20 protein-coding genes are annotated in these 20,846 nt (G+C 55.3%); 12 read left to right on the top strand and 8 right to left on the bottom strand.

The features are described from left to right. Positions 1-148: 148 nt before the first annotated feature. The 7 genes from GGE09_RS15365 (at position 149) to GGE09_RS15335 (ending at position 7,202) form a co-directional block, all read left to right on the top strand. Positions 149-1,333 (top strand): multidrug effflux MFS transporter, encoded by a 1,185-nt coding sequence (locus GGE09_RS15365; RefSeq protein WP_309747038.1) that lies wholly within the window; start codon positions 149-151, stop codon positions 1,331-1,333. 510 nt (positions 1,334-1,843) lie between these two features. Further along, positions 1,844-2,404, top strand: a complete 561-nt coding sequence (locus tag GGE09_RS15360; protein WP_309747037.1) for a F0F1 ATP synthase subunit delta — start codon at positions 1,844-1,846, stop codon at positions 2,402-2,404. Continuing rightward, positions 2,404-3,939, top strand: a complete 1,536-nt coding sequence (gene atpA, locus GGE09_RS15355; protein WP_309747036.1) for a F0F1 ATP synthase subunit alpha — start codon at positions 2,404-2,406, stop codon at positions 3,937-3,939. The genes GGE09_RS15360 and atpA overlap by 1 nt, the downstream gene beginning before the upstream one ends. Before the next feature lie 33 nt (positions 3,940-3,972). Continuing rightward, positions 3,973-4,845, top strand: coding sequence for a F0F1 ATP synthase subunit gamma (locus tag GGE09_RS15350; RefSeq protein ID WP_309747035.1), 873 nt, complete (start codon positions 3,973-3,975; stop codon positions 4,843-4,845). Between the two features lie 17 nt (positions 4,846-4,862). After that, positions 4,863-6,287, top strand: a complete 1,425-nt coding sequence (gene atpD, locus GGE09_RS15345) for a F0F1 ATP synthase subunit beta (RefSeq protein ID WP_309747034.1) — start codon at positions 4,863-4,865, stop codon at positions 6,285-6,287. Positions 6,288-6,354: 67 nt separating this feature from the next. Then, positions 6,355-6,744 (top strand): ATP synthase F1 subunit epsilon, encoded by a 390-nt coding sequence (gene atpC / locus GGE09_RS15340; RefSeq protein WP_309747033.1) that lies wholly within the window; start codon positions 6,355-6,357, stop codon positions 6,742-6,744. A gap of 98 nt (positions 6,745-6,842) precedes the next feature. Beyond that, positions 6,843-7,202, top strand: coding sequence for an H-type lectin domain-containing protein (locus GGE09_RS15335; protein ID WP_309747032.1), 360 nt, complete (start codon positions 6,843-6,845; stop codon positions 7,200-7,202). Between the two features lie 27 nt (positions 7,203-7,229). Here GGE09_RS15335 and GGE09_RS15330 read toward each other — a convergent pair whose 3' ends face one another. Beyond that, positions 7,230-8,621 (bottom strand): PLP-dependent aminotransferase family protein, encoded by a 1,392-nt coding sequence (locus GGE09_RS15330; RefSeq protein WP_309747031.1) that lies wholly within the window; start codon positions 8,619-8,621, stop codon positions 7,230-7,232. Positions 8,622-8,713: 92 nt separating this feature from the next. Between GGE09_RS15330 and GGE09_RS15325 the strand changes: the two genes are divergently transcribed. Next, positions 8,714-8,947, top strand: a complete 234-nt coding sequence (locus tag GGE09_RS15325) for a DUF1127 domain-containing protein (RefSeq protein WP_309747030.1) — start codon at positions 8,714-8,716, stop codon at positions 8,945-8,947. Positions 8,948-9,013: 66 nt separating this feature from the next. On the opposite strand, the gene GGE09_RS15320 is transcribed toward GGE09_RS15325, so the two are convergent. After that, the gene (locus GGE09_RS15320) at positions 9,014-10,024 is read right to left on the bottom strand and encodes a ribose-phosphate pyrophosphokinase (protein ID WP_309747029.1); all 1,011 of its coding nucleotides are present in this window, start codon (positions 10,022-10,024) and stop codon (positions 9,014-9,016) included. 149 nt (positions 10,025-10,173) lie between these two features. Between GGE09_RS15320 and GGE09_RS15315 the strand changes: the two genes are divergently transcribed. Both GGE09_RS15315 and GGE09_RS15310 read left to right on the top strand, forming a co-directional pair. Then, the gene (locus GGE09_RS15315) at positions 10,174-10,770 is read left to right on the top strand and encodes a 2-hydroxychromene-2-carboxylate isomerase (protein ID WP_309747028.1); all 597 of its coding nucleotides are present in this window, start codon (positions 10,174-10,176) and stop codon (positions 10,768-10,770) included. 5 nt (positions 10,771-10,775) lie between these two features. After that, on the top strand, positions 10,776-11,567 hold the full coding sequence (locus tag GGE09_RS15310; RefSeq protein WP_309747027.1) for an alpha/beta hydrolase: 792 nt from the start codon (positions 10,776-10,778) through the stop codon (positions 11,565-11,567). Positions 11,568-11,654: 87 nt separating this feature from the next. Here the strand turns inward: GGE09_RS15310 and GGE09_RS15305 are convergent, their stop codons facing one another. Both GGE09_RS15305 and GGE09_RS15300 read right to left on the bottom strand, forming a co-directional pair. Next, positions 11,655-12,707 carry a low specificity L-threonine aldolase gene (locus tag GGE09_RS15305; protein WP_309747026.1) on the bottom strand — a complete coding sequence of 351 codons (1,053 nt, stop codon included), beginning with the start codon at positions 12,705-12,707 and terminating at the stop codon, positions 11,655-11,657. Continuing rightward, the gene (locus GGE09_RS15300) at positions 12,707-13,177 is read right to left on the bottom strand and encodes a YcgN family cysteine cluster protein (protein ID WP_309747025.1); all 471 of its coding nucleotides are present in this window, start codon (positions 13,175-13,177) and stop codon (positions 12,707-12,709) included. Before GGE09_RS15300 ends, GGE09_RS15305 begins: the two co-directional genes overlap by 1 nt. 62 nt (positions 13,178-13,239) lie before the next feature. Between GGE09_RS15300 and GGE09_RS15295 the strand changes: the two genes are divergently transcribed. Then, positions 13,240-13,911 carry a DUF2161 family putative PD-(D/E)XK-type phosphodiesterase gene (locus tag GGE09_RS15295; protein ID WP_309747024.1) on the top strand — a complete coding sequence of 224 codons (672 nt, stop codon included), beginning with the start codon at positions 13,240-13,242 and terminating at the stop codon, positions 13,909-13,911. 38 nt (positions 13,912-13,949) lie between these two features. Here GGE09_RS15295 and GGE09_RS15290 read toward each other — a convergent pair whose 3' ends face one another. The 3 genes from GGE09_RS15290 to GGE09_RS15280 form a co-directional block, all read right to left on the bottom strand. Further along, positions 13,950-14,894, bottom strand: a complete 945-nt coding sequence (locus tag GGE09_RS15290; RefSeq protein WP_309747023.1) for a bifunctional riboflavin kinase/FAD synthetase — start codon at positions 14,892-14,894, stop codon at positions 13,950-13,952. A gap of 25 nt (positions 14,895-14,919) precedes the next feature. Beyond that, positions 14,920-15,375: a MaoC family dehydratase gene (locus GGE09_RS15285; protein ID WP_309747022.1), complete on the bottom strand. Its 456-nt coding sequence runs from the start codon at positions 15,373-15,375 to the stop codon at positions 14,920-14,922. Between the two features lie 138 nt (positions 15,376-15,513). Then, the gene (locus tag GGE09_RS15280) at positions 15,514-16,392 is read right to left on the bottom strand and encodes a TIGR01459 family HAD-type hydrolase (RefSeq protein ID WP_309747021.1); all 879 of its coding nucleotides are present in this window, start codon (positions 16,390-16,392) and stop codon (positions 15,514-15,516) included. Between GGE09_RS15280 and GGE09_RS15275 the strand changes: the two genes are divergently transcribed. Then, positions 16,391-17,347, top strand: a complete 957-nt coding sequence (locus GGE09_RS15275) for an enoyl-CoA hydratase (RefSeq protein ID WP_309747020.1) — start codon at positions 16,391-16,393, stop codon at positions 17,345-17,347. The genes GGE09_RS15280 and GGE09_RS15275 overlap by 2 nt on opposite strands. Positions 17,348-17,512: 165 nt before the next feature. On the opposite strand, the gene GGE09_RS15270 is transcribed toward GGE09_RS15275, so the two are convergent. Beyond that, on the bottom strand, positions 17,513-20,647 hold the full coding sequence (locus GGE09_RS15270; protein WP_309747019.1) for a Hint domain-containing protein: 3,135 nt from the start codon (positions 20,645-20,647) through the stop codon (positions 17,513-17,515). Between the last annotated feature and the right edge of the window lie 199 nt (positions 20,648-20,846).

Raw genomic sequence — 20,846 nt, 5'->3', positions numbered from 1 at the left:
CCTGAACAAACTGTCCCGAACAGGCGCCACTGCTGACAAACTGGGTCAGTAGGGTCTGGCATCGGACCTTTCACTGTCTGTTTGCGGTTGGCAATCGCGGGGGGCTTTGTATAGGTGGGGCAACTCTAAAAATACACTGGATGATAAGATGTTCCGGATTGCTCTGATCCTCGGCCTGATGTCGGCCGTTGGCCCGTTTGCCATTGATATGTACCTGCCTGCCTTGCCGCTGATTGCGCAGGATCTGAATGCCTCTGTTGCGGCGGTGCAAGGCACAATTACCGCGTTTTTTCTGGCCTTCGGCCTGTCGCAACTGATCTATGGGCCGTGGTCCGATCAGGTGGGGCGCAAACTGCCGATCTATTTCGGCATGGTGATTTTTGTTCTGGGGTCGCTTGGCTGTATTTGGGCCCCGACCATCGAATTGCTGACTGGTTTCCGCTTTATGCAAGGCTTGGGGGCTGCGGTTGTGATGGTGCTGCCCCGCGCGATTATCCGTGATCTGTATACTGGCAATGATGGCACCAAAATGATGGCGATGATTATGCTGGTGATCAGCGTCTCGCCGATGCTGGCACCTTTGGCGGGCAGTCTGCTGCTGTTGATGTCTGGCTGGCGTCTGTTGTTTGGCGTTTTTGTGATTGCCGCTTTGTCCAGTCTGGCGATGGCCCGCTTTGCGCTGCCCGAAACCCTGCCCCCTGAAAAACGCGTGGCAGTGAACGGGGCGAATCTGCTGCGGGGCTGTAAGACCCTGCTGACAGACCGCAGCTTTATGGCGCTGACCTTCGTGGGGGCCTTTGGCATGGGGTCGTTCTTTGTGTTCATCGCTAGCGGATCGTTTGTTTATACGGGGGAATTCGGCCTGTCGCCCATCGGGTTCAGCATCGCTTTTGCGGTCAATGCGATCGGCTTTTTCGGGGCATCCCAACTGGCCGCACCAATCGGTGCGCGTTTGGGGATGCTGCGGGTGGTGCGCATCGGGGTCTTTGGTTTTGCCGCTGTGACGGTGATGTTGTTGGCGCTTGGGCTGGCAGGTTTGGTGAACCTTTACGTTCTGGTCGCCATGCTGTTTTGCGCTAATGCCTTTCTGGGGGTGGTCATCCCCACAACCATGGTTCTTGCACTGGAAGAGCACGGCGACATTGCCGGGCTGGCGTCATCCTTGGGGGGGATGTTGCAGATGCTGACTGGGGGATTGATGGTGACGTTGGTGGGGCCGTTTTTCGACGGAACCTCGCTGCCAATGATCGCAGCGATTGCAGTCTGTGGCGTAATGGCGCTGGTGATTTGTCTGGCGATGATCCGGCCCCAGCGGATGCCCGCTGCAACCTGACTTTACGCGCAAACTGAACGCTCTGCGGGCGGAGTTGATTCCGCCTGCAGATAGTGTCCTTGGCATCTGGCCGTAATCGGCAAATTTTCTACAGAATTGACGGATCAAATCTGGGCCCCATATCCCTTTGATCGAACGAAAAGCACCGATGTGGATTTGATCTGCTGCATGGGATACAGGCCTCCGGTACTGCGCAGGTACGGTGCAGGTACGGTGCTTACCATGATTTCCGTCGGATAAGATTCGACAAATAACCGACTAAATGCGTCCAAAATCGTCAAAGACGGCGCAAAAAATGCTCAAAATCGGGCGCAGATTGTCGCGTTTTTGGTTAAGTTGTTGAAAGGTAACGATATTCCATCGGATGGGGTGCGCAATGGGTTGTTGCGCCAAGAGGATACCTTTGCTATCACCGCGCTGATTTGAAGGGGTAGGCATTTGCTTGCCTCTGACTTGTGCAAATCTGATGTCGCCGATGAGCGGTGGCAAGACAAAATCGGAAGGGTTTTCGTGTCTGACAAAGGTTCGATATCGTCAGGGATTGCTGTGCGCTACGCCACAGCCGTTTTTGAGCTGGCTAAAGAGGCCAAAAAACTCCCCGCTTTGGAAACTGATCTTGACGCGTTGACAGCAGCGTTGGAAGACAGCACCGACTTTGTCGAGCTGATTTCCAATCCCGTCTACACGCGCGACGAGATGGCCGCTGCGGTTGCCGCCATTGGCAAAAAAATGAAACTGACACCAATTGTTGTGAACACACTGGGCTTGATGGCGCAAAAACGCCGTCTGTTTGTGTTGCCCGCATTGGTTACTGCCGTAAAAGGCATGATCGCTGACGAAAAAGGCGAAGTCAGTGCCGAGGTAACAGCTGCCAAAAAGCTGACCAAAGCACAGGAAGACAAACTGACCAAGACGCTGAAAGCGTCTATTGGTAAGGAAGTAATCGTAAATGTAACCGTCGATGAAGGTCTTATCGGCGGTTTGATCGTTAAAGTGGGCTCAAAGTTGATTGATACATCGATCAAATCCAAGCTCTCCAATCTTCAAAATGCAATGAAAGAGGTCGGATAATGGGTATCCAAGCTGCAGAAATCTCTGCGATCCTCAAGGACCAGATCAAAGGCTTTGGTAAAGACGCCGAAGTGGCCGAAGTTGGCCGTGTTCTGTCCGTGGGTGATGGTATCGCGCGTGTACACGGGCTGGACAATGTTCAGGCTGGTGAGATGGTTGAGTTCCCCGGTGGTATCCGCGGAATGGCGCTGAACCTTGAAAGCGACAACGTTGGTGTTGTTATCTTCGGGTCCGACCGCGACATTAAAGAAGGCGATATCGTCAAGCGCACGAACTCTATTGTGGACGTGCCTGTTGGTCCGGAACTGCTGGGTCGTGTTGTTGACGGTCTTGGCAATCCTATTGACGGCAAAGGCCCGATCAAAACCAAGAAGCGTATGCAGGCGGAAATCAAAGCGCCGGGTATTATCCCGCGTAAATCGGTTCACGAGCCGATGCTGACAGGTCTGAAATCTGTAGACGCCCTGATCCCCGTTGGCCGTGGCCAGCGCGAATTGATCATTGGGGACCGTCAAACAGGTAAAACAGCCATCGCGCTGGACACAATCCTGAACCAAAAATCCTACAACGACGCAGCAAAAGACGATTCAGAAAAACTGTTCTGTATCTATGTTGCGATCGGTCAAAAGCGTTCAACTGTTGCCCAGCTGGTTAAAAAGCTGGAAGAAACAGGCGCGATTGAATACACAATCGTTGTTGCTGCTACCGCGTCCGATCCTGCACCTATGCAGTTCCTGGCCCCTTATGCAGCCACATCCATGGGCGAGTATTTCCGTGAAAACGGTATGCACGGCCTGATGATCTATGATGACCTTACAAAACAAGCTGTGGCCTATCGTCAGATGTCCCTGCTGCTGCGTCGTCCACCCGGACGTGAAGCCTACCCAGGGGATGTTTTCTACCTGCACTCTCGCTTGCTGGAACGCTCTGCGAAAATGAACGAAGAAAACGGCTCCGGCTCGCTGACAGCTTTGCCAGTGATCGAAACCCAAGGCGGCGACGTTTCTGCGTTTATTCCAACCAACGTGATTTCCATCACCGACGGTCAGATCTTCCTGGAAACCGAACTGTTCTACCAAGGCATCCGCCCTGCGTTGAACACAGGTCTGTCCGTTTCCCGTGTGGGGTCTTCTGCACAAACAAACGCGATGAAATCTGTTGCGGGTTCGATCAAACTGGAATTGGCCCAGTATCGTGAAATGGCTGCCTTCGCGCAGTTCGGTTCCGATCTGGACGCATCCACACAGCAATTGCTGAGCCGTGGTGCCCGCCTGACCGAACTGTTGAAACAAGCGCAATATTCGCCGCTGACCAACGCAGAGCAAGTTGTTGTTCTGTATGCTGGTACAAACGGGTTCCTCGACAAAATCGCCGTAAGCGATGTGGGTCGTTTCGAATCCGGTTTGTTGGCGCATATGCGTGGCGCTGCCAAAGATGTTCTGGACTTCATCGCGAATGAAGACCCGAAAATCAAAGGCGAAGCCGCTGACAGAGTGAAAGCCGCCGTCGAAGCCTTTGCAAAAGACTTCGCTTAAACATTGGCCCCTTAGGAACAAGGAGTTTGCTGGATGGCAAACCTTAAAGACCTAAAAATGCGGATCGAGAGTGTCAAAGGCACTCGGAAGATCACCAAGGCCATGCAGATGGTTGCGGCTGCAAAGCTGCGCCGTGCCCAAGAAGCTGCCGAAGCGGCCCGCCCTTATGCGGAACGTATGAACGCAGTGATGGGAAATCTGGCTGGTGCCGCGGCGGGCTCTGAGAGCGCGCCACGGCTGCTGGCAGGCACTGGTAAAGACGATGTGCATTTGCTGATCGTTGCAACCTCCGAACGGGGGTTGTGCGGTGGGTTCAACGCGTCGATTGTTAAAAAAGCCCGTCAGGATGCTCAAAAGCTGATCGCCGCTGGTAAAACCGTTAAAATTCTGACCGTTGGCAAAAAAGGCCGCGAGCAGTTGAAACGGGACAATGCTGACAAGATGATCAATCACGTCGATATGTCTGAAGTGAAACGTCTGGGGTATGTGAATGCCCTGGATATCGCCAATGACGTAATGGCCCGTTTCCAAGCGGGTGAATTCGACGTAGCGACGATCTATTTCAGTGAATTCCAGTCGGTTGTGACGCAAGTCCCAACAGCCTTGCAGCTGATCCCGGCCAAGTTCGAAGTGGACGAGTCTGCCGAGAAACCGTTTTACGATTACGAACCCAGTGAAGAAGAAATTCTTGCTGATCTGCTGCCTCGTGCTTTGACAACGTCGGTATTTGCCGCGCTGTTGGAAAACGCTGCATCAGAGCAGGGCGCACGGATGTCCGCTATGGACAACGCGACGCGCAATGCGGGTGAAATGATCGACAAACTGACAATTCAGTACAACCGTAGCCGCCAAGCCGCGATTACGAACGAACTGATCGAGATTATCTCGGGCGCTGAAGCGCTCTAAGAACGGAGAAACACATTATGGCAAATGCTGTAGGTAAAATTACTCAGGTGATCGGGGCGGTTGTTGACGTTCAGTTCTCTGACGAACTGCCACAAATCCTGAACGCGCTGACCTGCGACAACCACGGGAACACATTGGTTCTCGAAGTTGCGCAGCACCTTGGCGAAAACACCGTACGGACTGTTGCGATGGACGCGACCGAAGGTCTGGTCCGCGGTCAAGACGTTACAGACACCGGCGGTCCGATCATGGTTCCGGTTGGAACGGCCACTTTGGGCCGCATCCTGAACGTTGTTGGGGAACCAGTGGACGAACAAGGTCCGGTGAAAACCAAAACAACACGTTCGATCCACCAACCTGCACCAGACTTTGCAGAGCAGTCCACTGCTTCTGAAATTCTGGTAACAGGCATCAAAGTTGTAGACCTGCTGGCTCCTTACACAAAAGGTGGTAAAATTGGTCTGTTCGGTGGTGCGGGTGTTGGTAAAACAGTTTTGATCATGGAATTGATCAACAACATCGCGAAAGTGCACTCTGGTCTGTCCGTATTTGCGGGTGTGGGCGAGCGGACACGTGAAGGGAACGATCTGTATCACGAGATGATCGAATCCGGCGTTATTGTTCCTGACGATCTGGAAAAATCCAAAATTGCGCTGGTTTACGGCCAAATGAACGAACCTCCGGGTGCGCGTATGCGGGTTGCCCTGTCCGGTCTGACACTGGCTGAACAGTTCCGTGACGAAACCGGTGCTGACGTTCTGTTCTTCGTGGACAACATCTTCCGCTTCACACAAGCGGGTTCCGAGGTGTCTGCGCTTCTGGGTCGTATCCCGTCTGCTGTGGGCTATCAGCCGACACTGGCAACCGACATGGGCGCCATGCAGGAACGGATTACATCCACCAAATCCGGTTCGATTACTTCCGTACAAGCGGTTTACGTGCCTGCGGATGACCTTACCGACCCTGCGCCTGCGACATCGTTTGCCCACCTTGATGCGACAACCGTTCTGGACCGTTCGATTTCGGAAAAGGGTATCTACCCTGCTGTGGACCCGCTGGGTTCCACATCCCGTCTGCTCGATCCCCTGATCATCGGCGAAGAGCACTACAAAGTTGCGACCGACGTTCAGCAAGTTCTGCAACGCTACAAGTCCCTGCAAGACATCATCGCCATCCTTGGGATGGACGAGCTGTCCGAAGACGATAAACTGGCTGTGGCCCGTGCGCGTAAGATTGAACGCTTCTTGTCCCAACCGTTTGACGTTGCGAAAGTATTTACTGGCGCAGACGGCAAACAGGTTCCACTAGAAGACACGATTTCTTCGTTCAAAGCTGTTGTTGCTGGTGAATATGATCACCTTCCAGAAGCAGCCTTCTACATGGTTGGCGGCATCGACGAAGTGATTGCCAAAGCCGAGAAAATGGCTGCGGCTGCTGCTTAAGGCGACGCGAAACCCGTCTGACCGGAACGATTTCGGTCAGACGCTTTAAACAAAGGATTGGTTCCTAATGGCTACCATGCAATTTGATCTGGTTTCCCCAGAACGCAAGCTGGCCTCGCTTGAAGCATCCGAGGTTGAAATCCCTGGCGCTGATGGCGATTTTACAGCCATGCCGGATCACTCGCCCTTGCTGACTACCCTGCGCCCTGGTGTGCTAAAGGTTAAGGCCGGGTCTGACGTGACTGAATATGTTGTCACTGGCGGCTTCGTTGAAGTTTCTCCTACGGCGACATCGGTTTTGGCTGAAATGGCGGTGCCAAAGGCAGATGCGTCGGCTGATTTTATCAACGGCTTGGTTGACGACGCCCAAAAGGCGGCTGAAATACTGACAGGTCCTGAACGGGATGTGGCAAACAAACGTGTTTCAGATACAAAGGCTTTGTTGGATTTGATCTAAATCCTGACAAAATCTTGCCTAAAACACCAGTTAAACCCCGCCCTTGACGCGGGGTTTTCTTGTTTTAAGCTTCGCCAATTATTGAAGTGAAGCCTGTAATGAAAAAGCTATACGCCTCGGTGACGGGAATCGATCAAGGATCGGTGCAATTGTTTTCAGATTTTGAAGACGACGGAGAGATGTGGTCAGGCCAAGGTGATCGGGAACGTTGGATGCCTGTGTTGTTTTCCGAACCATTCAAATCGATTCCGGCTGTTTTCATTTCCCTTGAGTTGCTGGACCTGCATTCCGGTGCCAACCACCGCACAGTTACTTTGGCGGAAAACGTCACAAAAACCGGTTTTGATGCCGTGCTGCGCACATGGGGTGACACCCGTATCGCACGGGCCAGCGCCGCGTGGATGGCCATAGGCGAGGTGAAGGGCGATGAGGACTGGGATATAGACTACGGCAGTTAACGGCGGGTTAAACGTCCTCTGTGCCGCCTAAGACTGGTTCACCGCAGGCGGGCTTTGCAAGATACCCGCAATCGTGTGCAAGGCTGCCTCGAATTCCGCATCTGTCAGTTTCGCGCCAAATGTTATCCGCGCCGCATTGGGGGCTTTGCCGTCAATCAACGCAAATTCATCCGCAGGGCGCACCAGTACATTTAGCAGTTCGCACGCCCGTTGAAACGACGAAGAGCGCCAGCCAGAGGGCATATTCAGCCAGACAAACGGCACTTTGGGATGCCAGTTCAGCCGCCATTGTCCCAATATATTTGCCGCCATTTTCGCCCGTCGATCAATATATGCCAACATACGGGTGCGGATCGCCTCGGCGTCACCGCTGGTGATCAACTCGGTGGCAAGGTCGCAGATGATTTGCGACACCCCATAACAATTTGACAGCACAGTGGCGCGGGCTTCGGCCCCGAACCCCGGGGGCGTCACCAGATAACCAATGCGCAGGCCGGTGGACACTGATTTGGACATGGCACCAATATACCAAACCCGATCCGGCGCGATGGAATACATCGACGGCACATCGGAGGAAAAGATGCCAAACGCATCATCGTCGATGATTTTCAGGTCATATTTTGCGGCCACCCGCGACAGGGTAATCCGCCGTTGTAGCGTTGTGATCTGGGTCGTCGGGCTGTGCACTGCAAAGGAGCTTACCAGCACTTGAGGCCCATGTTTGCGGCAAATTTGTTCCAGTTGCTCGGGGATGATTCCTTCGTCGTCCCGCTCGACAGATACAATCACAGCGCGCAGCATATTGGCGGCGTGGCGCAGACCGGGGAAGACCAGTTCATCGGCCACAATCACGGGGGAGGGGCCGACGAGAAGGGTTTGCAGCGCAATCAACATGGCGTTCTGCGCGCCGTATGTGATGGCGATATCATCGGGCGCGGGCTGCACATCGGTGTAAGATAACCATTGGGCGATTGCCTCAAATGTGCTGTGTCCCCGTGCGGGATCGGGGTAATCGGCCAGATCATTCACACCGCTGGTGGCAATTTTGGCCAATGTGGCACGAATGATCGCATCTTGCCCCAGATCAGGGCTTTTGGTGCCGCGCAGATCCATTTTCAGGTTCGACGCGCCAAGATGCAACGAATCATGGTTCAGATTGCGCAGGGCATTGCGGGACTGTGCCACAAAGGTTCCCCGCCCCACAGCGGCATCCAGCAATCCATCATCCGTAGCACGGCGATAGGCGCGGGCCACGGTGCCCGGAGTGATTTGCAATTCCCATGCCAAATCCCGTACAGGCGGCAGTTTTTGGCCCGGATCAAGTTCGCCAGCCGCAATCGCTTCGCGCAGGGAATGCACAAGGGCGAGATATTTGGGTCCAGTGGATTGTGTTAAGGATGGGGGCCAAATTGTACCCATTACAATGTTTTCCTAGCTTTCGTTTTGCAGTGATTGTATCAATATATTGTACAGTAAGTACGAATTGTATCAACACAAAAATGGAGCGCGATATGCCACTAGCACATACAAGTCACATCGCGCTGGCAGAGGATCTCTGTTCGCGCGCAACCATTCCTTTCACCGCCGGAGTCGCCCTTAAAGTGGCGCATCTGGTGCTGACATGGGCGGATCGCAAACAGGCACGAACGATCCTGCGAAATATGGAACAACACCGTTTGGATGATCTGGGGCTGTCACGCGATCAGGTCTATCTAGAGGCGTGCAAACCGTTCTGGCGTCGTTAAGACTGGCCGGAACTGGGCTGCCCGAAATGTCCTTTACCTCGGCATTTCGGGCAGAATAACAATAACTTACTTATAGTGACCGTCGTAGATCGGGCCCAATGTGTCTTCGTCAAAAAGCGACGAAACGCTGGTTCCGTTTGAAATATTCATGATGGCTTGGGCCAGCATCGGCGCGGTTGGGACGATGCGGATTTTGTCGCAGGCCGCCACTTGCGGGGTGGCTTGGATGCTGTCTGTGATGACCAGTTGTTTCATGGACGAATTGGTGATCCGTTCCACAGCAGGGCCGGACAGAACGCCGTGGGTGATGTAGGAATGAACCTCTTTCGCGCCCATTTCGATCAATGTATCAGCGGCTTTGCACAATGTACCAGCGGTGTCGCAGATGTCGTCTACAATGATACATTTCTTACCAGTCACATCACCGATCACTGTCATTTCAGCGATCTCACCCGGTGCATTGCGGCGTTTGTCCACGATGGCCAGCGGTGCGTCGATCCGTTTGGCCAGCTCGCGGGCCCGTGCAACACCCCCTACATCCGGTGAAATGACCATGACTTCGGACAGATCTTCGAAGTTGTGTTTCACATCCAGCGCAAAAACCGGCGCGGCATAAAGGTTATCTACGGGAATGTCGAAAAAGCCTTGGATCTGTGTGGCGTGCAGGTCCATGGTCAAAACCCGCTCAATCCCGGCTTCGGCGATCAGATTGGCCACCAGTTTGGCAGAAATCGGCGTGCGCGCTTTGGTGCGGCGGTCTTGGCGGGCGTATCCGAAATAGGGGATCACAGCGGTGATGCGGGCGGCTGACGACCGGCGCAAGGCGTCGGAAATAATCAGCAATTCCATCAGGTTGTCATTGGCAGGATTGGACGTGGACTGGATAATGAACATATCCTCGCCGCGCACGTTTTCGTAAACTTCGACGAAAATTTCCTGATCGTTGAACCGTTCTATCCGCGCATCCACGGGTTTGACCGCTTTGCCACGGTGCATGGACATACGTCGTGCAATGGCCTCGGACAGGGTTTTGTTGGAATTGCCGGCGATCAGCTTCGGCTCGATTATGGATTTCATGGCAGAGAGTCCCTAGCAGCGGATTGGACCGTTACAGTCAGGCTGTTCTGTAACAGTTCTGTTAGGCGTGGCCATAACAAAGCGCGGGGGGTTTGCATAGGGAATATGGCAGGCTAATCAGGGTTAAATCAAACAAAGGACGACCGGCCATGGCCCATATTGATTATTTCACCATCACACTTTCCCCTTTTGCCTATCTGGCAGGGCAGGGATTAGAAGAGGTCGCCAAAAAACATGGGGCGACCATCACCTACAAGCCGTTCAACCTGATGCAGGTGTTTGAACAAACCGGCGGCACCCCGCCCGCCAAACGCCATCCCGCCCGTCAAGCTTACCGCATGCAGGAACTGGCACGGATCGCAAAGCGGAACAATCTGCCGATCAACCTGAAGCCGGCGTATTTCCCTGCAAACCCTGCCCCAAGTTGTTATGCTTTGATCGCAGCCCAAGATGCGGGTGGCGGTGATCTGGGCGGTTTGTGCCAGGGGTTTATGAGCGCGTGTTGGGCTGAAGACAAAGACCTGGCGGATGATGCCGTTATCCGCGCCTGTCTGGAAGCGAATGGGTTTGATCCGAAACTGGCAGACAGCGGGCTGTTAAGCGGCGCGCAGACTTTTGAAAAGAACACAGAAGAAGCTTTGCAACGCAACGTCTTTGGTGCGCCCAGCTACGTTGTGGGCGATCAAGTGTTCTGGGGCCAAGATCGTCTAAGCTATCTGGACGATTACCTGTCAGAAATAGGATAAGTTACGTGCCGGATTGTTTTACCAGACACGCGGGTCACGGCCCGCGTAAAGCGCTTTTTGTTCACTGTTCTTTATCGTCGGGCAAAAGCCTGATTCCCTTGATGGAGCATTTCAGCGATGAAATGACCATGGTTGCGGTGGATTTGCCCGGCCAGGGGAAGTCGCCGATGCCCGATATGACGCGGGACTATCAGACCCAATGTGTCGAAAATTGTATTGCTTTGATCGAGGACAGCGGTGGGCCGCAGGATCTGGTCGGCCATTCGTTTGGGGCCACAGTTGCGCTGCGTCTGGCCGCGCTGCGCCCTGATCTGGTGCGCTCTCTGGTCCTGTTCGAGCCTGTATACTTTGGGCTACTTGGGGATGCAGGGCATTCGTCTTACGACGAATTACAATCCGAGGAAGGCCCGATCAACCAAGCGGTTACGGCTGGGGATATGGTGACGGCGGCCAAGCTGTTTCTGACCCGTTGGGGCCTGCCCGGTGAATGGGATCGTTTGCCCGAGGCGGCCCGTCAGGGCATGGCGCAACGCATGTGGGTTATCCCCGCGCAGCATGATGCAATCATTGCAGATAATGACATTCGGATGCGGCTTTCAGCACTTAGTGATGTGACTTGTCCCACATTGGTGATGCGCGGGGGGGACAGTCCTGATGTAATGACGGCTGTGACCGAAGTGATCAGGGACGCGATGCCAAACGCAGCTTTGGATGTGTTGGCGGGGGCGGGGCATATGCTGCCGATCACCCATGCCGACGCCTGCGCTACGCGGTTGCGGGCGTTTTGGCAGCTGTAGGGTTTTGGGATTGTAGCGGCGGCCCCTCCCGTTGGGAGGGGGCCTGCGGCGCGGATATTTGCCCCAAAAAGAGGATGGGCGGTCCGTTTATCCTTGGACGAAGGCGACAAACGCGTCGATTTCGGCGTCTGTGGTGGACCAGCTGCACACAAGGCGGCAGGTCAGGAATTCATCGTCGGGGCCGGTTTCGGGGTGATCGCCCGGCCAAGGGTGATACATGGCCCCGCCGGCTTTGGCCCGTGCATGCGCGGCGCGGGACATGCCGCAGAACAGCATGTTTGCTTGGCGCGGATGCAGCAGTTTGAAGCTGTTGATTTTGGTTAATCCTGCTTCCAGTCTGGCCCCTGCGTCATTGGCTTGTTTGGCCAGTTTCAGCCACAGATCATCTGTCAGATAAGCCTCCATCTGGGCGGAAAGATAGCGGTGTTTGGAAAACAGATGCCCGCCCCGTTTGCGGCGCAGCTCGAATTCCCAGGCTTTGGCGGGGTCAAAGATGATCACTGCTTCAACCCCGAGCAGGCCGTTTTTTGTGCCGCCAAAGGACACCACGTCAATGCCTGCTTTCCACGTCATTTCCGCAGGGGTACAGCCAAGCGCCACCAAAGCGTTGGTGAAACGCGCGCCATCAAGGTGGGTGCCAATGCCAAGGTCATGGGCGGTTTTGCACAGTTCGGTGATTTCGGGCACGGTATAGAGCGTGCCCATTTCGGTCACATTGGTGATCGACAGGGCACCACGCTGGATGTTGTGAACCCCCAGAACGCCGGTGCTGTTGGCGCGGGCGCGGAATTCTGCGGGGTGGATTTTCGCGTCAGCCCCTTCGAGCAGGGTCAGTTTGGCCCCGCCTGTGAAAAATTCCGGCGCGCCGCATTCGTCTTCTTCGATATGGGAATGGCGGTGGCAAAAGACGGTCTGCCAAGGGGCTGTCAGCACAGATAGGGACAGGGCGTTGGCGGTGGTTCCGGTGGACACAAGGTAAACGGCGGCGTCGGGGGCTTCGAATATATCGCGGATTTTGGCGGTGACCCGGTCCATGATTTCGTCGTTGCCGTAAGATTGGGCATAGCCTGTGTTGGCTTTGCTCAGGGCCTCCATCACCTCGGGGGCGGCGGGGGCGGCGTTGTCAGAGGCGAAATACATTATTGAAATCCTTCCACAATATAATCTTCATAGTCGTCTTCTTCTACGTCATATTCAGGCACTGTCTGACCTGCAACCGAATTGCCGCTTTTGGCTGTGCTGTCTGGATCACCCGTCAACAGCGGGTGCCACGCAGGCAGGCGCTTGCCCTCATGTAGCAGGCGATAGGCGCAGGTGCTGGGCATCCAATGGGCGTTGCGTTCAATGTTTTCAGGGGTCAGCACCACGCAGCCCGCCACCATCTGTTTGCGCAAAGGATAGTTGCCGCAGGAACAGGTTTTATCGTCAAAGAGGCGGCAGGCGATATTCGTATAGGCCACGCCGCCCGTGTCTTCGTCTTCCAGTTTCAGCAGGCAGCATTTGCCACAGCCATCGCACAGTGCTTCCCATTCCGGTCTGCTCATGTCGGCCAGATCGGTGGTGCGCCAGTAATTCTTGGCCAATTGGCCGCGTTTGATATGTTCGCTCATGGTGCAGTTCTTGAGCCGTTGGACGGGATTGTCTAGGGTAAAGACAAAAAACGGAGCAGATGATGCGGGAAACGGATCTCTACGGGCCAGTAAAAAGTTTTCTAGAGGCGCAGGGCTACACGGTGAAAGCCGAGGTGCAGGATTGTGACGTGGTGGCGGTGCGCGGCGAGGAAGACCCCGTGGTGGTGGAATTGAAGCTGCAATTGTCGCTGGCGTTATTGTTGCAAGGTGTGGACCGGCAATCCATCACCGATGCGGTTTATGTGGCTGTTCCTGCCGGGAAAACTGCGCGGTGGAAAGGGCAGGTCAAAGACGCGGTGCGCCTGTGTCGGAGGCTGGGGTTGGGGCTGCTAAGTGTGCGCAACGGGGCGGTACTGGTGCATGTGGACCCCGGTCCTTATGCACCACGCAAGTATAAACGGCGGCGGGAGTTGTTGCTGAAAGAGTTCCAGAACCGTGTGGGCGATCCGAATGTGGGGGGGCAAACAAAGCGCAAGATTATCACCGCCTATCGGCAGGATGCACTGCGTTTGGCGATGTATCTGGCGGATGCGGGGACGGTGAAGCCTGCTTTGGCGCGCAAGGAATTGGGCGTAGTCAAAGCGGCAGCGATTTTGCAATCGGATTATTATGGCTGGTTTGAACGGGTAGAGCGGGGGGTTTACGGGTTGCGGCCCCACGGGGTTGCGGCGTTGGAAACCTATGCGGATGTGGTGGCTTTGTTAAGGGCCTGATGTTTTTTGAGTATTTTTAGAACATTGAAGTTGGAATGTTATGTGTAATCTGCGAGGATTTCGCGGGCTTTGATACAGTCGTCTTGCATGGCGGTGATCAGGGCGTCGAGGCTTTCGAATTTAAGTTCGGGGCGCAGGTATTCCACCAAGGCTGTGGACAGGGTTGCGTCGTAAAGATCGCCTTCAAAATCAAACAGGAAGACTTCAAGGTTGGGGATGTCATTGTCTGCAAATGTCGGGCGGTCGCCAAGTGAGGCTGCGCCAAAATAATGGCCTTTATTCGGGCCGTCGAGCACATCCACAAGCACCGCATAGACGCCGTATTTGGGTAGGTGCAGGTCTGTTAGGGGGATGTTTGCGGTGGGGAAGCCCAGCTCGCGGCCCCGTTGGAAACCTTTTTCTACGGTGCCTTCGATGCGGTGCCAGTGGCCCAGCATACGGGTGGCGTCTTGGGGACGGCCCTCGGACAGGGCTTGGCGGATGGCGGTAGAGGAAAAATCGCCCTTTGCGTCATTGACCAGTGGGGCGATTGTGGTGCCAAAGCCGTGGGTCTTGCCCATTTCAGCCAGCAGATTGACATCGCCGCTGCGGCCCTTGCCAAAGCGGAAATCGGCCCCCACCACCAGATGTTTGATGCCAAGTCCGTTGACCAGCACGTCTGTCACAAAGGTTTCGGCGGGCAGGGCGGCAAGCGCGGTGTTGAACGGGATTTCGTAAAGGCGATCCAGCCCCAGCTTTTCAAACCTGTTGGCGCGGGTTTGGGCCGACATCAGGCGAAAGGCGGGGGCGTCTGGTTGGAACAGGCGGCGGGGGTGGGGTTCAAAGGTGACCACCCCCAAAGGAGCGCCGATTTCGGCTGCTGCTGCGCGGGCCAGTGCCAGCACGGATTGATGGCCCAAATGCACCCCGTCGAAATTGCCCATGGCAACAGAGGCGCCTTTTGCGGTGTCTGGCAGGTCTATATAAGTTTGATATCGTTGCATCTGGCCCGTGTCGGGCCTTGGCCCGTTAGTCTGTTGTGCGGCTTGGTGCTAGAACCAGCGCCGTGCCTTTCAGGACCACCGTATCGCCGACTGTGCAGACACAATCAAGGGTGACGCGCCGTTTTGCACTGTCAATTGCGGCGACTGTGACTGTGGCTTCTACATAGGCGTCAGGGCGCACGGGGGCGGTGAATTTCAGATCCTGTTTCATATAGATCGTGCCATGGCCCGGAAGTTGTTCCCCGATCACTGCGGAAATCAGCGAAGCGGACAACATGCCGTGGGCGATGCGGCCTTGGAACAGGGTGTTTTGGGCGTAATCGTCATCCAGATGCACCGGATTATGGTCGGTGCTGAGTTCCGCAAACAGCGCGATTTCGCGGTCGCCGATGACTTTGGCAATAGAGCGGGACATGCCGACTTCCATATCTTCGATGAAGATTGTGCCTTTTTGCGGGGCGAGGGTCAGTGTATCTGGCATGAGAGGCGTCCTGTGGCTGCGCGTGTGCCTTGGCTAATGGGAAAACGGGGTAGAAGCAAGCCTGTTGCGCAACATTACATCAAAAAATGACAATTTGTCGCAACAATCTTGCTTTGGTGATTGCCGTTGCTGTGTGCCTTAGCGCAAGTGGCCGATGGTGGCTGTTGGGCTAAGGCTATGTTTTTGAAGGAATGCTTCCAGTTTCTGCGGGTCGGGCTGTGGTCGGGTCGCGGTGTCTTCGGCAGCCAGCCCGCCAGAGATAAACAAAACGTCCATATTTTCGTTAATTGCGCCCAGAACATCCGTCATGATGCCGTCCCCGATGCACAGGATGCGGCTTTGGTCAATGTCGCGCCCTGCGGCGGCGGCCAGTCGGGTGCGGGCCAGATCATAGATCGGCGGGTGCGGTTTGCCGAAATAATGGGAAACGCCGCCCCGTTCGGTATAGGCGGCGGCCAAGGCACCTGCGCAATAAATACGTTTGTCGCCGTGATCCACTACGATATCGGGATTGGCACAGAGCAGTTCCAGCCCGTTGTTCTTGGCCTCTAGGAAGATCGCGGCGTAATCGGCAGGGGTCTCGGTTTGATCGTCGAACAGGCCGGTGCAGACGATGGCCTCTGCTTGATCCAGTGGCACACGGTTTATATTTTCCAGCCCCGGAATATCGGGGTCAGGGGCGAAAAACGGCAGATCCCGTTCGGGGCCGATGTGAAAGACGTTTTTGCCATAAGACCCTGACGCCAATGCCGCGCGCGCACTGTCACCACTGGTGGCGACCTCGTGGTATAAATCACGGGCGACGCCGATGCCGTCCAGTTGTATTTCAACAGAGGCTTTGGGACGGGGGGAATTGGTCAGCAACAGCACAAGTCCGCCGCTATCGCGAAACAGTTCAAGGGCGCGCACGGCTTCGGCAAAGGGGCGTTGACCGTTGTGCAAACAGCCCCAAAGATCGCAATAGACCGCGTCGTAATTGGCGGAAATTTCCGAGAAATGTTCGATGATGCGTGTCATGACGGCCCCTTGCGTGTTTGCGCGCGATCATTGCGAGTTTGGCGTGCTTGGCAAGGGCTATCCTGCGGGGCGGGGCAAAATCGCACTGGTGTATGGAAATTGGCGTAAGGGAATTGGCGGTGACGTGCGGTCATACGGGTTGTCCGGAAAAATGAATTCGCCTACCACTTTAGACGCATCAACGCAGGAAAGCCTTATGACAGATCACATCACCGTTCACACAGCCGAGCGCGTTACGACCGTGACCATAACACGCCCTGAAAAGCGCAACGCGATCACGCAGGCCATGTACGCCAAGATGGCGGATGCGCTGGCAGACTATGCCGCATCAGATGATGCGCGGGCTTTGGTTCTGACAGGCGCAGAGGATTATTTCACCGCGGGCAATGATCTAAAGGATTTTTCCACTGCTAATCGTTCGGATGAATTGCCCCCCGTGGCGCGGTTTCTGAACGGGATTTCCACCTGTCCGAAACCTGTGATTGCCGCGGTGAACGGCCCTGCGATTGGGGTCGGGCTGACCATGTTGCTGCACTGCGATCTGGTTTATGCCGCCCAATCCGCCACTTTTGATGCGCCGTTTGTCAAGCTGGGTTTGGTGCCAGAGGCGGCGTCTTCGATGTTGCTGGCGGGCTCGGTCGGGATGGCGGTAGCCAATGATGTGTTGCTGGCGGGGCGCAAGTTGACGGCGGCCGAGGCCCATGACTACGGGTTGGTGTCGCGGGTGTTTGCCGATGGGGATCTGATGGGGGAAGTCGCTGGCATCGCCCAGCATGTGGCGCGCTGTGCGCCTGTGTCCATGCAGCGGTCCAAATCCCTGATCCGCAACCAACGCGAACAGGTTGCGGCGCAAATGGCGGCTGAAAGTGTTCTGTTTGTAGAGCAGTTGAAATCGCCGGAATTCGCCGAAACCGTTGCGGCGATGATGCAAAAACGGGCGCCGGTTTATTCCTGAGCTAGTGTCGAAAACCGAATTTGACGACACAAAACAACGATGGCCCGCGCAAATACACTGCGCGGGCCCACGCATAAGTGAGCCAAGTCGAATCCCCTGAAAAACAGGGAAAACGGGTCACAAAAAACCCGCCTAAGTCTCAGACCTAGACGGGTTATTCCAATGTTATTTAAGCATTTTCGCTTCGAACGCTTTCAGCGACAGGCGTGAAGACGCATAGGCTTCGCGGCCTTTGGAATTCGCCAGTTCCGGGAATAGTTCAGTGATTTCGTCGCGTTGTGCGGCGGAAACGCTGGCCATTGCCTGATCCCCGGGTTGGAAGCTTTCGGTCCATGTGCCGTCTGACAGAACAACCTCGTGGTGGTTGAACATGAAGTGCACATAGGTGGTTTGTGATGCGCTGACCAAGGAAATGCCTTTGTCTGCGTTGACCAGATGTTTTGCCGCCACCAGAACCTCTGGTTCGTTGAACAGCAGGCCAACTTCGGCGTTGTTCACCAGAATGCGGTGGTTTTGGCTGACCAGCATATCCCTTTCCGGCAGACCTTTTCCAAGAGCCCCTTTGCGGATCAGGATTGGTTGCAGGTGCGGATTGGCTTGCAGTTCTGCGCCTGTCATGGCTTTGGAGCCCATCCAGCGGATTTCCTGTGCGCCGTTGTCCCTTGTGATGATCCGATCACCAACCTTCAGAGCCTCAACCCGCTTTTCGCCTTCCATCGTCGCAATCAAAGTGCCCGGTGTAAAGCAAGGCGGAGGTGTCGGGTCTAGGATGTTCTCAATTTCAGAGAAGTGCAATTCGCCAGTGATCGACCCGTCTGTGTCATCAATGAACTGAACCGTCCCAGACGTAGAGTCTCCATCCGCATCAACAGTCTGGTTGATGATCTGATAGTTGCCTACATTGGTCAGATCCAACGTATCATAGTCATCGCCACCTGAACCGCCGTCAACCGTGTCGCCGATGGCATCCTCAGCCGAATTGTAGGTGAAGGTATCTTGATCCGCGCCGCCGTAGGCTACGTCATTGCCGTCGCCACCACCGAACAGGTCATTGCCTTTGTCGCCATACATAGTGTCGTCGTCAATGCCGCCGTAGATCACGTCATCATCCGCGCCGCCATAGATCAGATCGTCGTCGTCGCGGCCATAGATCGTGTCATTGCCCGCCCCGCCATAGATTGTGTCCAGTCCGTTATCAGGGCGCAGATCGGTTTCGTCGGGGATATCCAGCACATCTGTGGTTTCCAGACCGCCGTAGATCACGTCGTTGCCTTGGCCGCCTTCGATGATGTCATTGCCTTCGCCGCCAACGATCAAGTCATCGCCTTTGCCGCCGTCAACCGTATCATCGTCGATGCCGGAATAGATCGTGTCGTTGCCGTCGCCGCCATCAATGCTGTCTGCATCATCGCCGGTTGTGATGATGTCGTTGCCGCCACCGCCATAGACAGTGTCCATGTCGTTGGTCGGGTCAGCGTCGTCGCCGTAAAGGCCAGGATAGCCGCGATCCGGTGTGCCGATGTTGTTTGCCAAGTCTACAGGGCCGGATGTGTCAATCACATCGTCGCCCGCGCCGCCAGTAGCTGTGTCCGACCCGTCGCCGCCGTATAGTGTGTCGCTGGTGCTGTCGCCGCCGCCAAACAGTTGGTCGTCGCCGTCACCGCCAAACAATGTGTCATCGCCAGCGCGACCGCGCAGGATGTCATCGCCATCTTCGCCGTAGATCGTGTCATTGCCGTTGCCGCCGTCAACACTGTCGTCGCCAGCGCCTGCATAAACCAGATCGTCGCCTTCGCCAGCGCGCACTTGATCGTTGCCGTCGCCAGCTTCGATGATGTCGTCGTCGCCATCTGCGCCGTCAATAGTGTCGCCTTGGGCGTCCACAAAGCCAGGGTTCATCATGTCATCGCCAGCCGTACCGTGGACGGTGCCATCGGGCATGCTACGGTCGCCAAGGATGGTTTCGATTTCACTGAAATCCATAGACCCAAGCACTGCGCCCGAAGTGGGGTCAAGGAATTCAACCGTGCCGGATGTAGAGTCACCATCTGCGTCCACGGTTTCATTCACAACGCGGAAGGGGCCTGCGTTTGTCAGGTCCAGAACGTCGTTGTCATCCCCGTCTGTACCGCCATCAACGATATCGCCGATGCCGTCTGCCGCACTGGTTACAACGATGCGGTCGGCATCTGCGCCACCGCTGATCACGTCAACACCTGCGCCACCGTCGATGCTGTCTGCACCGGCGCCGCCGTAGATTTCGTCGTTGTCATCCCCGCCGAAAAGCCGGTCGTCGCCGTCTTTGCCTTCGATATAGTCGTTGCCTTTGCCACCGAAGAATTCGTTGGTAAAGGTGTCTTCTGCGCTGCTGCCTTCTTCGTCAAAGCCGATCAGCGTATCGTCATAGTCAGACCCGATCGCGCCGTCGATACCGCTAAGGATATAGTCGTTGTCTGCATCGCCGCCCGACAGTTCATATGTAGACAGGTTTACGGTCACAGCCGCATCGCTATTGGAATAATCCAGATTGTCCTGACCAGAGCCACCGTGGAATTGATCGGACCCCGCGCCCCCGATGAATACATCGTCGCCAGAGCCGCCAAACAGGGTATTAGACCCTTCGCCGCCCGCAATAACATCGTCACCGTCATAGCCGTAAACCGTGTCGTCGTCGCCGTCAGCACCGTCAATGGTGTCACCCTGCGCATCTACATAACCTGGCAACATCAGGTCGTCGCCATCGGTGCCGTCAACGGGTTCTGCAATGTCATCGGCCAGATCAAAGGTCATATCGCTGATGCCAACAGTGCCTGCTGTGCCGGCGCTATCGCCGTTGTCGTGGTAAATTGTGATGGATTGCACAGGGCCTGCAATGGAAACGGTAACTGAGTCCGCTGCGCCAGAACCTTCAACACCAGGGTTTGTGTTGCCGTTGCCTTCAACGCTGTTGCCATCCACTGTGTGGTTCGCGAGGTCGGAAAAGACCACAGGGATTTCGTTGCCGTCTGCATCCAAGGCAACAATAGTGATTTTATCGTCCCAGCCAGAACCTGAATCCACGTCGTATAGTTCAAAGCTGACGTTTTCGACCGGATCTGTGAAGCCCAGTTGAACCTTGGTCGGGTCATCAACACCGCTGGATTTCAGCGTGGTGTCGCCGCCAACTTTACCAATGTCCCAGCTGTCACAATCCCAGTTTTCGGGGGTGGAAATTGTTACGCCAACGGTTTCGCCACCGCCGCTTAATGTATTTGCGCCGTCAATATTTACGGACTGCCAGTCGAGTGTAAAATCAGTCATCTCGTTACCCTTACATTTCCCTATGTGTGCGTCTTGGAACACACCAAACAGCGACTCCGCACGGAGCCAAATAAGAGTAGAGTTCAGGAAAGCTGGAATGAAACGCGACTAAGCGACGTTGATTACTGCGTTACTGGTTACTCTACATGCCGGCACCCTGATGTCAGGAAGTCAGCGTAATCTTTAAAATTCGAAGCAT

It is taken from the genome of Roseobacter sp. N2S, from assembly GCF_031454055.1.
In the GTDB taxonomy this organism is placed as follows: Bacteria; Pseudomonadota; Alphaproteobacteria; order Rhodobacterales; family Rhodobacteraceae; genus Amylibacter.
Note: the sequence above shows the minus strand (reverse complement) of the source record. Positions and strands in the feature narration are given on the sequence as shown.